General features: G+C 45.8%; 17 protein-coding genes. 14 read left to right on the top strand and 3 right to left on the bottom strand.

Translation table 11 applies throughout. The features are described from left to right. Positions 1-450 precede the first annotated feature (450 nt). The 12 genes from EIZ37_RS25110 (at position 451) to EIZ37_RS25055 (ending at position 9329) form a co-directional block, all read left to right on the top strand. Complete coding sequence (locus EIZ37_RS25110) at positions 451-924, top strand: MarR family winged helix-turn-helix transcriptional regulator (RefSeq protein ID WP_134687504.1); 474 nt, start codon at positions 451-453, stop codon at positions 922-924. A 67-nt stretch (positions 925-991) separates the two neighbouring features. After that, entirely contained in the window at positions 992-2206 is a 1215-nt protein-coding gene (locus tag EIZ37_RS25105; RefSeq protein WP_134687503.1) for an ArsA family ATPase, read from the top strand. Between the two features lie 183 nt (positions 2207-2389). Beyond that, complete coding sequence (locus EIZ37_RS25100; RefSeq protein WP_134687502.1) at positions 2390-2749, top strand: DUF6463 family protein; 360 nt, start codon at positions 2390-2392, stop codon at positions 2747-2749. 37 nt (positions 2750-2786) lie between these two features. Further along, positions 2787-3470 (top strand): DUF3995 domain-containing protein, encoded by a 684-nt coding sequence (locus EIZ37_RS25095; protein WP_235828227.1) that lies wholly within the window; start codon positions 2787-2789, stop codon positions 3468-3470. Between the two features lie 63 nt (positions 3471-3533). Further along, positions 3534-3917: a hypothetical protein gene (locus EIZ37_RS25090; protein ID WP_134687501.1), complete on the top strand. Its 384-nt coding sequence runs from the start codon at positions 3534-3536 to the stop codon at positions 3915-3917. 107 nt (positions 3918-4024) lie between these two features. Further along, positions 4025-5350 carry a phytoene desaturase family protein gene (locus EIZ37_RS25085; protein WP_167569125.1) on the top strand — a complete coding sequence of 442 codons (1326 nt, stop codon included), beginning with the start codon at positions 4025-4027 and terminating at the stop codon, positions 5348-5350. Continuing rightward, positions 5319-6230 carry an RNA polymerase sigma-70 factor gene (locus EIZ37_RS25080; RefSeq protein WP_235828225.1) on the top strand — a complete coding sequence of 304 codons (912 nt, stop codon included), beginning with the start codon at positions 5319-5321 and terminating at the stop codon, positions 6228-6230. The genes EIZ37_RS25085 and EIZ37_RS25080 overlap by 32 nt, the downstream gene beginning before the upstream one ends. Positions 6231-6616: 386 nt before the next feature. After that, positions 6617-6925: a hypothetical protein gene (locus tag EIZ37_RS25075; protein WP_134687499.1), complete on the top strand. Its 309-nt coding sequence runs from the start codon at positions 6617-6619 to the stop codon at positions 6923-6925. Positions 6926-6947: 22 nt separating this feature from the next. Continuing rightward, positions 6948-7145 (top strand): hypothetical protein, encoded by a 198-nt coding sequence (locus EIZ37_RS25070; protein WP_167569124.1) that lies wholly within the window; start codon positions 6948-6950, stop codon positions 7143-7145. Between the two features lie 419 nt (positions 7146-7564). Then, a complete protein-coding gene (locus EIZ37_RS25065) occupies positions 7565-7867 on the top strand; it encodes a ParB N-terminal domain-containing protein (RefSeq protein ID WP_134687497.1) in 303 nt (100 codons plus the stop codon). A gap of 198 nt (positions 7868-8065) precedes the next feature. Continuing rightward, positions 8066-8512: a DMP19 family protein gene (locus tag EIZ37_RS25060; protein WP_134687496.1), complete on the top strand. Its 447-nt coding sequence runs from the start codon at positions 8066-8068 to the stop codon at positions 8510-8512. A gap of 238 nt (positions 8513-8750) precedes the next feature. Next, a complete protein-coding gene (locus tag EIZ37_RS25055; protein ID WP_134687495.1) occupies positions 8751-9329 on the top strand; it encodes a TMEM175 family protein in 579 nt (192 codons plus the stop codon). A 217-nt stretch (positions 9330-9546) separates the two neighbouring features. Here EIZ37_RS25055 and EIZ37_RS25050 read toward each other — a convergent pair whose 3' ends face one another. Continuing rightward, positions 9547-11328 carry an SgrR family transcriptional regulator gene (locus EIZ37_RS25050; RefSeq protein ID WP_134687494.1) on the bottom strand — a complete coding sequence of 594 codons (1782 nt, stop codon included), beginning with the start codon at positions 11326-11328 and terminating at the stop codon, positions 9547-9549. A gap of 111 nt (positions 11329-11439) precedes the next feature. On the opposite strand from EIZ37_RS25050, the gene EIZ37_RS25045 reads away from it, so the two are divergent. Both EIZ37_RS25045 and EIZ37_RS25040 read left to right on the top strand, forming a co-directional pair. Beyond that, positions 11440-12435, top strand: a complete 996-nt coding sequence (locus EIZ37_RS25045) for an aldo/keto reductase (RefSeq protein ID WP_134687493.1) — start codon at positions 11440-11442, stop codon at positions 12433-12435. Between the two features lie 457 nt (positions 12436-12892). Next, complete coding sequence (locus EIZ37_RS25040) at positions 12893-13396, top strand: DinB family protein (RefSeq protein WP_134687492.1); 504 nt, start codon at positions 12893-12895, stop codon at positions 13394-13396. A 156-nt stretch (positions 13397-13552) separates the two neighbouring features. Here EIZ37_RS25040 and EIZ37_RS25035 read toward each other — a convergent pair whose 3' ends face one another. After that, positions 13553-13837, bottom strand: coding sequence for a DUF4183 domain-containing protein (locus EIZ37_RS25035; RefSeq protein ID WP_134687491.1), 285 nt, complete (start codon positions 13835-13837; stop codon positions 13553-13555). 84 nt (positions 13838-13921) lie between these two features. Next, entirely contained in the window at positions 13922-14764 is an 843-nt protein-coding gene (locus EIZ37_RS25030; RefSeq protein WP_134687490.1) for an NTTRR-F1 domain, read from the bottom strand. Positions 14765-15013: the final 249 nt, after the last annotated feature.

The following is a 15013-nucleotide window of genomic DNA, read 5'->3' as shown; positions in this document are numbered from 1 at the left end:
TTCAAATGATTATATTGGGGATTTTACAATTGATGTTCACACTAGCGATGTCTTCATGATGTGTTCAAATTTATGGAGGGCGGAAAGTTGTTGTTCATCAATATTTATGGTCTTGAGCGTTCTTTCGATAGAACGAACCTTTCGTCACCCCTAAGCGGCTCGTGAGGGTATCGATATTCAAGCAGCCCGCACCTTGTTCACTCAAAAGTGAAAACCCTTCCTCTAACCATTTCCGTTTCATGTTTGATGTCATCCAATCGAATCCTTTAAATAACCATTATCTCTACAACGATTACATCATACGTTACCGTATAGTATGTATTTTTGTAAAGATTGCGAACACTAACTGGAGTAAAACGCCTGAGAATAATCGAGTTGACATTGCTACGAAAACGTATTAAATTGGATTCAAACACTTACTACGAAATCGTACTAAAAGGAGCACCCGGTATGCATAAGCTATATGATCTTTTTCTCAAGACCGGTTTGCGCCCTTTCGCATTCATGACCGACATGTTGCAACTTGAACAGAAAGTGACGCGTTCGGATCTGGCGACGCTGCTTATTCTGCTCTTTCGGGGGGACCTGACGATGACGGAACTGGCGGCCGAAATGGGTGCGCCGCTGAGTTCGATGACTAGTATTGCCAAGCGGCTTGAGCGAAAAGGCTATATCGCCCGAGCGACATCTCCAAAAGACCAACGTGTCAAGCTCGTCATGCTAACACAAGAGGGTATTCGACTTGCGAAAGAGTGGGAGCACATCATGCTGGGGATGCTGGGCAAGTTGGAAGCGGCGTTTACGCTGGAAGAACTGGAGCAATTTACGTTACTTTCGTTTAAAGCCATCAAAGTCTTCCAAGACGAGGAACCTGTAAAGCTTGAGGAAACAAAGAACCGTCCGGCAAAGATCAAGATCGATTAGTGACCGATTCAACCGGACTCTTCTATTTCACAATTACTACGAAATCGTACTAAAAGGGGCAAGGGATATGAGAATCATCATCTACACGGGTAAGGGTGGCGTGGGCAAGACGAGTATAGCCGCGGCGACAGCGGTGAAAATGGCGAAGCAGGGGAAACGAACGCTCATTCTTAGCACTGACGCAGCACATAGTTTAGGGGATTCACTGGCCATGCGGATCGGGCCGGAGCCAGTCCCAATCTGCGAAAACTTATGGGGGCAGGAAGTGAACAGCCTGCGGGAGACGGAGAAAAATTGGGGAGTCGTCCAAGGGTGGCTAACCGCACTGCTCGACAAAGCACAGCTTACCGATATTGCTACGGAGGAAATGCTCGTATTTCCTGGCATGGAAGAGCTGTTCAGTTTATTGCAAATCAAGGAACACGCGCAAAGCGGAAAATATGATGTGGTCGTCGTTGATTGCGCGCCGACCGGAGAGACGCTGCGGCTGCTCAGCTATCCAAATGTTTTGAATTGGTGGCTCGAAAAAATGTTTCCGAACGAACGCAGGCTGATCAAGCTCGTTCGGCCTGTCGCCAAGTTCATCAACAACGTAGAACTTCCCTCGGATGATGTGCTTGACAGCGTTGAGCAATTGGCGCGCAGCTTGGAGGAGCTGCAGCGGATCGTTCTGGATCCGGAGATGACATCGGTGAGACTGGTGCTGAACCCCGAGAAGATGGTGCTTTCCGAAGCGAAAAGATCCTTCACGTATCTGAATTTATTCGGGTTCAACACGGACGGGGTCATCGTGAATCGGGTGCTACCGAATGAGGCAGGAGAAGGATTTTTCGCATACTGGCGAGACCTTCAAAAGAAATATGAAGAAGAAATCGTTATGAACTTCCAGCCGCTGCCGATTCTCAAAGCGCCCATGATGCCAAAGGAAGTCATCGGATTGTCTGTTCTCGAAGAATTGGCGGATATCGTTTTTAAAGATCAGAATCCTTTCACTATTCTTTATCGAGGCAGAACAGAAAAGATCCGAGAAGAGGATGGAGGAATGGTTTTGGAGCTATCGATTCCTTTTGTGGAGAAGTCGGATTTGGATTTAACACAGACTGGCGACGAACTGACGGTAAATGCAGGTGCCTACAAACGGAAGGTGATTTTGCCAAGACCGCTCATAGGCCGGCAGGTTACAGGTGCGAAGTTTTCAGAGGACCGGCTTCTTATCCGTTTTGGTGAACGAAATATGACAGAAGGGAATGTAGAGCAAAGAGAAGCGACGAGCTTCGAATAGAACGGCTGTTGGAACATCTGAAACAACACCAGGTGGGGAAGCATGCAAGAAACACCGTCAAGGAAGGGCTGCTGGCTTCCCGTGCGGTCATCGAGAGCCTCATTGACTTGTTGGAGGAGCCAAGCCGCACTCCATGCGCACGCAAAGTTGATATTTCATAAATCGAGAGAGGATGAGGAATAGATGGTGAGTGGGGTCAAACGTCATGTCGGGCTGACGCTTATGCTGACTGGACTGTTTCATAATGTCTTGGGGTTGATTGGGTTTGTGAATCAACTGCAGCCAATGGTTGCCGAGGGTCTATGGGATACGGTGGGGAGTGGGCAATGGGATCGCGCAACCGCATTCTGGTACTTGATGCTTGGTTTCATGCTGATTCTTCTCGGCTATACGGTGGATTGGCTCATGAAAAAGAAAGGGATTGCCCCACCTGTTCCTCTCGGATGGATGCTGTTTGTCATCTGCTTGATTGGGATTATCGTGATGCCGACTTCGGGTTTTTGGCTTGGCTTGCCTCAGGCGTGGCTCTTATTGCGAAAGTGAAAGAGAGGTCGCCAAATCAAATTAAAGAGGGTGCTATGTGGTGGAACACAATCTTGATTCGTCGTTACCTAATGGTTGGAAAGCCTACGCCCACTTTACAAAGAGGTCAGGATGGGCGGCTTATGCGGGTTGCGTCTGGGCCCTCCTGTATGCGGTCTTTGTCCGATTCTATCAGGCCGCGGGAGGAACAATCGGTCTTTCGGCTCCGATTGTTGATCCCACTGGCGGCATCTATATAGCAAGCTATGTCGTGGGTGTAATTATCATGTTGTGTGGATTTGTCTTGTTAGGACTCGTTAAACCTTGGGGGAAGGTTATCCCTTTATGGATTCCGTGGATCGGCGGAGTCAATGTCTACCGAGGATTTCTGTTATTTCCCACCCTTATCTGCTCTGTCTTTTTAATCGCTCATGGAGCAGCCGGAATCATTACAAGAGTCCTCTTTTTGGCTGGCTTCATAAACTTGAAATTGCCGACATTTAGCGGTGAAGTGGATATGCGTATCGATGCATTATGGGACTTGTTCGTTTACCAACCATGGTTTTTCATCATGGGAGTATTGTCTGGCTTGTCGGGAGCGCATTATGCACAAGCGAGAGACGTTTCGCTTTCTGCTTTGAAACGCGGCACACTGATTTTCCTGTTTTTAACAATTCTCGTTACTGCGATTTTTATAGCAGCCATCGTGTTTGACTTTGTCGATAAATTAAGCTTTTTTTAAGGCGTTCGTTCCCATGGTGTTACGTAATAGTCTTTGCCATAAATTTTAGGGAGGTATATTGACATGAATTGGTATGACATTGCCTTAGTAGTGGCTGGAATCATCGGAAGCGGTGTGGCGCTGGTGCACGGCATTCTGACCCAACGGCTCATGGTCAGGCCGTTGGCGAGTGCGGAGTCTTTATTTGCTGAGGCAGGAGTCAGATGGATCGTGTCGTGGCTCTTGCAGTTCAGTACGTTCAACTGGTTTCTTGGCGGGCTTGCTTTGATTGCTTCCATCTGGTTCGGGCAGGACGCAAGGCTCGTGACGTGCCTGCTCGTTGGCAGCTCCTACCTGTATGGCGCTTTCATCAACTGTAAGGCATCGCGCGGTCGTCATCCGGGCTGGATGCTCTACACGGTTGCGCTCGGTTTGATTGCCTTCGGCGTCAACGGATCGGGCGGTTGAGCCTGCTTTCACAAGATCCTGAAAGAGTCCCCGACCAACGCGATATTTGTCACAAATCCATCCTTTCGATTCGTCTTATTTTTAAAAAGATGGAAGGGAGAATGGGCATGAGAAAATATGATGTAGCGGTAATCGGCGGAGGGCTTTCTGGATTAACAAGTTCAATATATTTGGCAAAAGCAGGTTTATCCGTAGTTCTGTTGGAAAAAGCAAATCAATTGGGCGGTCGTTCCGTTACGGTAAAAAAGAATGGTGCCATGCTGAATTTGGGTCTTCATGCGCTCTATAAAGGGGGGGCCGCTGAGGAGGCATTAACCGAACTGGGAATCCCGGTCAAAGGGGGGATCGTGCTCGCAAAAGGTGGCTTGGTGTGGAATAACAAGCTTTACCAACTCCCTGGAAATCCTTTCGCGGTTCTCACATCCAAATTGTTATCTGCTTCCGCTAAGTTGGAAATCGTTCAATTTGTGACACGACTGGCGAAAATCGATCCAAAGGCTTTACCGCCAATCAGTTTTCGGGAATGGGCGGAAAAAGAAATAAACGATCCGATGATACGGCACCTCATTTACGCCGTCTGCAGAACCAATACGTTTGTGCCATATCCTGAACTTCTCTTGGCTGCTCCTGGAGTCAGGAGGCTGCAGCTCGTATTTAAAGGCAATCAAGTGATATATGTCGATAGAGGGTGGGGCCAGCTGGTTGAAAGTCTTCGGCAGGAGGCGATCCGAGCAGGTGTTGCCATTCTGTATGGAAAACATGTATCCGAGATTGAGCATGACGGCAGGGTAAGGCAAATCCGTTTTCATGATGGCGAAACAGTGGAAATCCCATATGTCATTGTAACGGCAGGACCGGCCGAAACCTGCAAGATCGTTAAAAACGCCGAGCACACAGCGCTCAAGGAGTGGCGGGATCGGGCGAAACCAATCTATGCTGCATGTCTAGACGTCGCACTCCAAAAGCTGCCCTACCCAGATGATCCAAAGCGCCATTTCACCTTCTTCTTGGATCAACCGATCTTTGTTAGCACCCCATCAGTCATTTCCGATGCAAGTGAGGATGGTTCCGCCATTATTCATGTGTGCAAGGATATCGGCTTTGGTTCTGATAATCCCAAAAACGACGAAGGCCAATTGGAGCGGGCTTTGGACTTCATTCAACCGGGATGGCGAAAAGAACTTGTCGCAAGGCAGTTCTTGCCAAAAATGACGGTTGCCCATGATTTTGATTCCATCGATCGAATCGGCAAACGCTATGGCCCATCTGTCCCGGAAGTGCGCGGATTGTACGTTGCCGGGGATTGGACGGGTCAAAGTGAAGTATTAGTTGATGCGGTTTTTGCCAGCGCCAAGCGGGCTTCCGAGGAGCTCCTGCGAGAATACGACAAGGTGGGAGGGCGTGCAAACGGTGGAAGTGGAAGAGCTGTATAAAAGTCTGAGACCTTCGCTGATTTCTCTGGCTTATCGCATGACGGGCAGTATGATGGATGCCGAAGATATCGTACAAGAAACGTTCCTATCGATAGAAAAGGTTCCCTCCGATACAGTTAGGAATGCGAAGGCTTATTTGTTCAGGAGTGTGAGTAACCGGTGCATAGATCGGTTACGGGCGCAAAGCAAGCATCGTGAAACATACGCAGGACCTTGGCTTCCGGAACCGATCATAAGTGAGGGGAACGGACAAATCGACCCTTTGGAAGGATATATACGGAAAGAAACCATTTCAATGGCGTACTTGCTCTTGATTCATCAGCTTTCCTGGACGGAGCGGATTGTATTTCTGTTGCGAGAGGTACTTCAATACGAATATGAGGAAATAGCGGAGATCGTCGACAAAAGCAGTACGAACTGCAGGCAAATTTTTCGACGGGCGAAAAGAAGCTTGGGCGAAATTCCTCAAGTAAACGTCGGTATAGAGCGGGACGCCACCCATTTGATTGAACAGTTCGCGCAAGCCCTTTTGAGTGGGGATATGAAAATACTGCTCGAAACGCTAACTGCGGACACGATCCTTTATATGGATGGTGGAGGCAAAGTGAAAGCCCCCTTGCGCCCGCTGTTTGGCCATGATCGAATCGCCCGTTTCTTTATCGGTATTCTCCCGGAGTTCCCTGCTGGTTTTTCCTTTACGCTTCGCGAAATAAATGCCCAGCCCGGATTGGTGTTTTATGCAGGAGAGCAACTCTTTGCTACGATTTCTTTCGATATTCAAAATGAGCGGATCGTGAACATGTATGCTGTTTTGAATCCTGATAAGCTAAAAAGTCTCACACGTTTTGCGAGCAATTCCTTATTGGGGAACGTTGAATAATCAAAGCCATTTCTGGGTTTCTATCGTTAAACACATAACTGTCCTGATGTTTGGTCAATAATCTGGTCAAGAATTTTGATTTTTTTGTATTCCGGTATCCTCGAACATAAAGCGAAGAAAGTGTCTTATCCCTTGATACAACTGGGCTTACAGTAAGGAATTCCGAATCTCTAAACCCTACCAACTTATCTTGACAGGGTGGGGGTCGCTGGTTCGAACCCAGTCCAGATCACCATAACATAGTATACAAAGACCTTGAGTTTCAGGGCCTTTTTTGATGAGAACAGACACCTAAGAATTGATTATTACAGGGTGTCTGTTTTTTTGTTGACGAATTGTTGACGAAAGAAAAAATAGTGATTGTGTGGGCTAGAGAGTTAGATGAAATGAGACAATTAACCGACGAGTATGGGGTGGAATTTGCATTAGTTTACGTCAGAGGTAATAATAAAAACGGATCAGGTGGAACGTATAAATTATTTTCAGGAACCTCTAACAGAGTCAGTGTACCAATAACAAAGGATTCCATGCTTATTTATCATACTCACCCTGCAGGAAGTCCTTTCTCAAGTGCCGGTGATAGGAGAGTCTTAGAGTTATTAGAACAAGCTGGTTCTCCCCAACGCATTTCACAAATAGTTCCTTCAGGTAGAACGGATGTAATAAGGTTCTATCAAGATGGAACACATAAATAATGATGAGGAATTAGGTGATCACATGAACTTAGAAGAATTTCAGTACATCTGGACAACTAATAGAGAAGAATATGTACTAGTAAAAGTGAAAAGTGATGGTTATGCTATATTTAACAAAGCTGATAGTACGGCATTGATAATTGAAGACGATGATATATACGAAGCAGTCATAAAGAAAATGTTAGACAACGGTTGTGAAGTTCTAGAGCGTATCGGATAATTATACAGCTTTATTTTTCCATCGGGCATTTTGGGGGCAGTATTCGTACAAAACTTGTGCTTTTCTTGTACCAAAATTGGGCGTCAACACTGTTAATATTAGAGCATGAATAAATATGATTGAGCCATCCGAGATAATCGTGTGGCATTTTTTATTGGGAATGGGAGAATATCAAAAGCTGATCACTCTCCGTTACCGGAAGGATACGAAAAGCACTGACATACGAAGAATCCCTGTCGCAATGATCAGTCAGCTGAGTATAATCCTCAGATCTTACAGCCTGGTGATCCTCATTACGAAAAACTGAAACGATCGATTGAAGAATTCGGGTACGTAGAACCTCTGGTGTGGAATGAGCGAAGCGGCAATCTCGTTGGGGCCATCAGCGGTACAAAATCCTCGTGAACGAGCAGGGAGCCGTGGAGGTAGAAGTTTCGGTTGTGGGCCTAGAGGAAAGCACAGAGAAGGCTCTCAATCTAGCCTTGAATAAAATCAGCGGGGGCTGGGACGAGGAGAAGCTTGCACAAGTTCTCTCGGATGTGCAGCTGGCAGACATTGAGATCAGTTTGAACGGTTTCGGAAAAGAAGAGATCGACTCGCTGCTTGCACAGTATCAGGCCAGTTCAATCAATGAACCGGTGGTAGACGATAATTTCGACGTTGGAACAGCGCTCAATGAAATAAAAGAGCCGGAGACAATGTATGGTGATGTTTGGCAGTAGGCATTTCCTGATGTGCGGCGAGTTAACAAATCCGGATGACGTTCTACGGTTTAATGAATGGTAAGAAAGCTGCACTTGTCGTAACGGATCCACCATACAATGTCGCGTTTGAAAGCGAATCAGCTGAGCTAGCAGCAGATGTGCGGGAAAGCATCCTGAACGATGATACAAGGCTTCAACATCAAGGAGGAGTTTAACTTGAGTAAGAGTGATATCTGTGACATATGGTTTGATTTTGCCGCAGCCTTTGTGGAGAAAAAGAATGCTGTGGGCTGGAACACACTGACCTCACAGGAACAAGAAATTGCCGCCTTATGGATGCTGGAAGCCGATGTGTATAACGGAGGTTTTTTGCAGTTTTTTTGCAATTGGGGAGAAGAGGTATATATATACGCGGTACGGGCATTACAAGCCATCGGGGCGGTCTATGCGCTCGAAATCGTCCAGTCGGGATATGCCTGCATCGATCATTTATCTGAAGACAACCGCCTCACTCAACTCTGGGATATTCCAAAGTTTCTTACCGAAGAAGAGAGAGAACGGCTGGATACGCTTGATAAAAGATTCTGGGAAGACCAGGATCGCATTGCGGAAATTGCTCATCGATACTACGTGCAGCAGCTGGGAATAACTGCTCCGTCATAAAGTGACAGATGGACAACATCAAGAATACTCCGAGCCCTTTTCGACTTCCTGAACGGTACAGATCGCTTTTAAAATACCACGGGTGTTAACCTATGTAAGATTATCTTTGACATCTGGGGGATGCGGTTTTTGCGAATGTTGAGCTTGACATGATGGGGAAGGAAAATTCAGAATTAACCACAGAAATGCATTGGATTTATATAAAGCGCGTAAAGCGAGAAAATGGTGGTCCCCCAAAATGAAAGCAAACCGGATGGAAGCGTTCAGCGATGGCGTGTTGGCGATTATTATTACGATCATGGTGCTAGAATTCAAAGTACCGGAAGGCCACGACTGGCATGCGTTATTCGAACTTGGTCCAAAAGTTCTTAGCTACATCTTCAGTTTCGTATATATCGGCATCTACTGGAACAATCATCATCATCTGCTGCACATGATTCGAACAATGAACGGGCGGTTGATGTGGCTCAACTTAATATTGCTCTTCTGGCTATCCCTCGTTCCGTTCACGACCGCCTGGATGGGGGAAAGCCAGTTTGCACCCGCTCCTACGGCGTTGTACGGGATCGTTCTTCTGCTTGCAGCGATCTCTTACAGGCTGCTCCAGCTGGCAATCATAAGCCAGCATTCCGGTGATTCCGCATTCGTAATGTCAATGGGAACAGACTGGAAGGTGAAAATATCTCCATTTCTCTACTTGATCGGGATATTGACCGCGTATGTGGGGCCATGGATATCTGGCTTCTTTTACGTACTCGTTGCAGCGATCTGGGTTGTGCCGGAAAAGCGAATCGAGCATATTTTGAAAAGCCGATGATTGGGCTTGAGGCATATCGATAGCTAGAAATGATAGGAAATAATCCCTGTCCGAATAAAGAAGAAATAATAAAGATGGACGTATATGAATAGCCTCCAAACCGGAGGCTATTTTTTCAAGAACCTGCGAAAGCAGAGATATCGGAACAAATCGAAAAAGAAAGATATACGCCCGAACCCGTACCATTGGCCACATAGCACGGGTTCTTCCCAACTCTTCACACCTGTATCCCTTGCTTGATCCACAATTTCGAAAAATCGATCCATCCAAAAGAATCAAGCGATACCCCATTTAGCGCTGGATGATACCTGGATACCTTATTGATGTGATAGCCGAATAAGATCCAGTCCTCTTCCCTGATTCGCCGCTCGACCTCGTCAATAATCCGCTCCCGTTGCTCAGATGTAGGCAGCTGAACAAAGCGGCGAAAGCATCCATCCAACCAGCCATGCTGCTCGTGATGAAAAAATCGATGCAAGAAGCTGGCCTCATCCTGAAATAAGCGAAGATACCCCCACTCTACATCATCCTCCAGCGTCTCGCAGATGAGCAGCATATCAGCCTCTTGATCAGCAGTGGGCGAATAATAGTCTGCAAAAGGGATGGGATGTAAGGAGATATACAGCCTGACGGCTTCGCAGCGCTGTTGCAGCCATTGGGCATCGACCAAGAAATCCTTTTTTTCCAAATAGAAAAGATTCAGCGTTTCGCCGGAATAGCCGCTTTCCCGGAGATAGGCCAATGCCTCTTCAAGCGTTGTCTCCGCAAAGTGGACATGACTGCTTTTATCGGGCAAAAAGCTGTCTGCCGGCGCGATGCGATTCTCCTTCAGCTCTCTGATTATCGCGAGGCGGTCGAAAAGTATCCTCATCGCTTTGCGGAATGAACGATTGTGATGGATGCCTTTTTTCTTAAAATTGAAAACGATAAATTGACAACCGTCCATTACATATCCGATTTCGCCGTCCGTACTATTAGCGTCTTGCCTGATATCGTCCCCTTGAGGAAGCTGATACTGCTCGATTGGAACGTCCTCCGGAATCAGCCACAATTCGACCCGATCCAGAAGGGCTCTTTCCTGAAAGTAATCTTCATACGCCTCTAGCACAATCACTTGATCTGTGGACTCAGCCATTCGAAACGGTCCAGTTCCAATAATCGCTCTTTCCGAAAACGCTACATCATGAGGGAGGATCGACATATAGAAAGAGCCGAAAAAATGGAGGAACAAACGATTAGGCTGACGCAGGTAAAAGGAAATGACGTGGTCGGATACTATCTCGACGCGTTCAATTTCTTCATACTGCCAGCGTGAAGGAGAATGGACATCCTTCAGCCGCTGAAACGTATAGAAAACATCCTTGGACGTCAACGGTCGTCCATGATGAAAGCGGACTCCTTTTCTCAAATAAAACGTCCATCTGCTTCCATCCTCATTGCTTTCCCATGAATGGGCAAGAGCCGGCACGTAGGTCTTCTTCTCAGAGTCGTAGGAAACAAGCCCATCGCATATTTGTTGAAGGATAAAGGCTGCAGTGGCAGTGCACACGAAAGCGGGATCCAGTGTGTTGGACTTTCGGTTCATGGTCACTCTCAGGAAATCTGTTGTGGCGAAACTCGTCAGTTCTACCTGAAAGCCGAACCGAGCGTCGAGCAGACCACGAAGCTTGTTTCGCAGAGGGAGAGGCAGCGCTTTATGATAGAGGAGATCCATGGCTTCTTTGATTTTGTCTTTGACCAGTAAATCATGAAAGTACTCGTCTGCCACGTCGTCCAGATCCTTAAGAAGGGTCATCTGCGATGGATTGCCCCGGCCTACTCCGGCTCGCCATTCAATATATTTTTCATCCGCCAGCTTGCGTATGATGAGCTTTACGTTGCGGGGCGTGCAATAAAGAATGTCCGTCAGCTCCTCGATCGTAATCGAAACGATCTCGCCTTTGGCCTGCTTCATCGGGAACGACAGCAGGATGCTCAAATAATGCTCGGTAGACTTCATCGTTTTGCTGCCCTCCGTTTTCTAAAAGGTGAAGTTTTGGCTTCGATCTTACTCTTTTTCTTCCATTTTTACAAGCTACAATTAGACCTACATGGAAGAGGGGGAATGGACATGAAATACCGGAAACTGGGGAAAAGCGGACTGCTCGTATCTGAGCTGTGTTTGGGAACGATGATGTTTGGAGGATCAACCGATGAAGCAGATTCGATCCGCATGGTGCATCAGTTCCTGGATGCTGGCGGCAATTTTATCGATACCGCGGATATTTATACAGCCGGCGTTTCCGAGCAGATTGTGGGAAAGGCGATCCAGGAACGCAGGTCTGAGGTGATTCTCGCTACGAAGGTGGGCATCACTACCGGTCCGCATCCGAATGATAAAGGGTATTCCAGAAAGCATATATTAGATGGAATTGAGGCAAGCCTTCGACGGTTGAATACCGATTATATTGATTTGTTCCAATTGCATGTTTGGGATCATCTCACCCCGATTGAAGAGACAATTCGGACGCTTGACGACCTTGTCACGTCTGGGAAAGTCAGGTACATCGGCTGCTGCAATTTTCTCGCATGGCAATTGATGAAATCGCTCGCCTATAGTGATGCAAAAGACTATGTCCGCTTTGTCTCGATTCAACAGCAATACAGCTTGGTGAGTCGCGAAATGGATCGAGAGCACATGTCTTTATGCCTGGAGGAAAATGTAGGCATTATCCCATGGGGGCCACTTGGGGGAGGTTTGTTAACCGGGAAATACACATCTCTGGATAAGCCGGACTTCGGCCGATTCTCTTTAGGATTAAATGGGGAGTTTGATTATCACAACAAGTTTACGCCTAAAAATTTTGAAATTGTTGATGCGGTTAATGAAATCGCTCGCCAAACAGAGAAAACGCCCGCACAGGTCGCTTTGAATTGGCTGTTGGGCAAAGAAGGCATCACTTCCCCTATTATTGGTGCGAATAACATGGCCCAATTTGAGCAAAACATGGGCGCAGTCGGTTGGTCGCTTACTTCCGAGCAGTGGGAGCATTTGGATCGGGTCAGCAGTTTGCCAAGCGAATATCCGTCCCGTATGCATGAAAGATTTAGACACACTCTTTCATAAATAAGGTGGAAGGGTTAGCTCTCGAAGCAAGAAATATAAATCAGGCGACATTTCAAACTTTACTCTCACAATACATTTCATATCTCTCAAATGGAGTGCAGATCAATGTTAGTCAGAAAGGTGTTGCTTTGTAACAAACATGAGAAGCCTTTTTATACTAGATCCATATGTAGAGATTGTCGCTAGGGAGTTTACACTTACAAAGGTTTTTTACGCATCAACTGGCCAAAGAGCTTGGAAAGAAAAAAGAAAAGGTCCCGAAGAACACCTAGATTGCTATAAGAACAGAGCGATGGATAGAATAACTTTCATCTTAAAGACGGCTGCAGTTATCTCAGCCGTCTTTTTATATTTGGATAAAGTCGTCGTGGTCATCATAACCTTATAAATCTTCCAAAAAACGGAAGGATAATCTGTGGATTTAGCGAAATGAATAAAACATTAGGGGGGATTTGTTATGTTCCAAACCTTAGAAAATTTTTTGAGATCTTGGGAGTACGAATCAGGAGCAACACAAAGACTACTAAATAATCTATCGGATGAGGCACTTAAACAGGAAATCACTTCGGAGAATTGGACGTTAGGACGTATTGCTTGGCATACTGTAGCTGCTATTCACATAATTGCTTCAAATACAAATTTAACGTTTGAAGCCCCAGCAGAAGATTGGCCCGTTCCTGCTTCGGCTCGGTTTATAGCAGACAGCTATCATCAAGCCAGTAATGCATTTGTTCAGGCATTAAAAACTCAATGGATCGATAATAACTTAGAAGAATGTATCGACTTCTTAGGTCAAAAAATGCCAAATGGGTCTCTTTTGCTGTTTTTGATTCTGCATCAAAGCCACCATCGAGGACAAATGGCGGTTCTTATGCGACAAGCTGGATTAACTGTTCCAGGTATTTATGGCCCTTCAAAAGAAGAATGGGCTAATTTTGGTATGGAACCCCCAAAAATGTAATTTAATCATAACAGCAAGCTGCTATACGAATCCCCAAAAATAATAGGGCATTTTTTAGGCGAAACTTGAACTGGTCAAGACCCCGTTTGATTTGAGGGAATATCAACAAAATAACGACAATCCACAAATGAATTGCCGTTATGATGAAAAAAATGATTAGGTTACTACAAATTCAATAACAATCGGTGTTGCAGGGTCTAGTACATCCCCACCTGGAATCGTAATTGCGGTGGTAGTCACTGTTGAAGTGTCGGCTGTTTGAATAACAGCGTTGATGTAAAGATTGTAATAGGAAAATGAAGCTGGGAATGCTGTAGCTGCTGCTCCGGTGTCATCAGTGAAAGTAGTAGCTGCAATGGCAAAAGTAGCACCGGTTCCGGTACCGGCTCCTGCTGTACCCGTAAATCTTCTTCCGGCAATAAACGGTTTAACGATTGGCATATAGTATCACCTCTCTTTCAGTACAGTTAATGAGGGTTTTCCAAAATCCGGAAGTGTGATTGTCCGCTGGTATTTTCATCAATTTTACGGAGAGACAATTGCTGTAAATTGGACGATCTCGAGAATAATGGAAGTGCCCGAGAAAATAGTTCCCCCAGGCGCATGAAGTGTTAGGCTATCAGAATTTACACTGTACAGGCTTGATTCTTGTAGGATCCCGTTAATAAATAGGTTCATGTATATATTTTCATTTATCAAAAATGATGCCGCAGGTTGTCCATTGTCGTCAGTAAATTGTGTAGCGGAGATTGTTGTCGGGTTTGTCAATTGAATATCAATAGGTGCGAAATAAAAGAACCTATTTACGCTCGGATGGATGGATATTGATCCGATTTGCCCAGGGGGGCCTGGAGGTCCTTGGGGCCCTGGAGGTCCCTGAGGTCCGCGGGGGGCAATAACTGATAGCAAAGATACATCATCAACAAGTACATCTGCAGTTCCTATTTGGGGCAATTTGTTAATGAGTACAATTGCTTGAGTGGTTCCTTCTGGAGCAATACTAGTGGTTTGATAAATTTCAATCCAATCGGGTTGACCATCATTTGGTAAATGTCCAGATGGAATATTGGTGATTAAGCCATAACCAAGAAAGTGCAATGCTGGCGAATAATAACCAACAGATATTGAGATAGGAGAACTAGGGGTGACGCCGAACTTTGCAAGTGAGACAAAGAGTTCAAAACCGTCACCCGCATTAACTGGGACAAATTGCAGGATATAGGAATTGACATCACCACCTGATAAACATGCACTATAATAGCCTGAATGGCTGTTTGTACCAACCAAAGATGCGTTTAAAGCTATCCATGGATTTATTGATCCTGATTCAAATCCACCGTTAATAATTAAGTCATGAATGACCGACAATGTTCTCACCCTCTTTGGACTACAAATATATTATGTGAGAACAAGTAATCGGAAAGGTATACATGTCAGGTATCAAAAACACAAATTGACATAAGGAAGATAGATTTTACCCCATGGATAAAGAGGAAAGTGGGGGGATTGTGAAGGGCGACAGCTTAACCGGTGATCAAATAGGTGGAAAGGTTGTAAATTAGTTGATTTATTATCTACTGTCACCGCCGGGTTAAAATTGACCCAGGTTCGCCGGAA

This window comes from Brevibacillus migulae (assembly GCF_004521915.1).
GTDB classification, from domain to species: domain Bacteria; phylum Bacillota; class Bacilli; order Brevibacillales; family Brevibacillaceae; genus Brevibacillus_F; species Brevibacillus_F migulae.
Note: the sequence above shows the minus strand (reverse complement) of the source record. Positions and strands in the feature narration are given on the sequence as shown.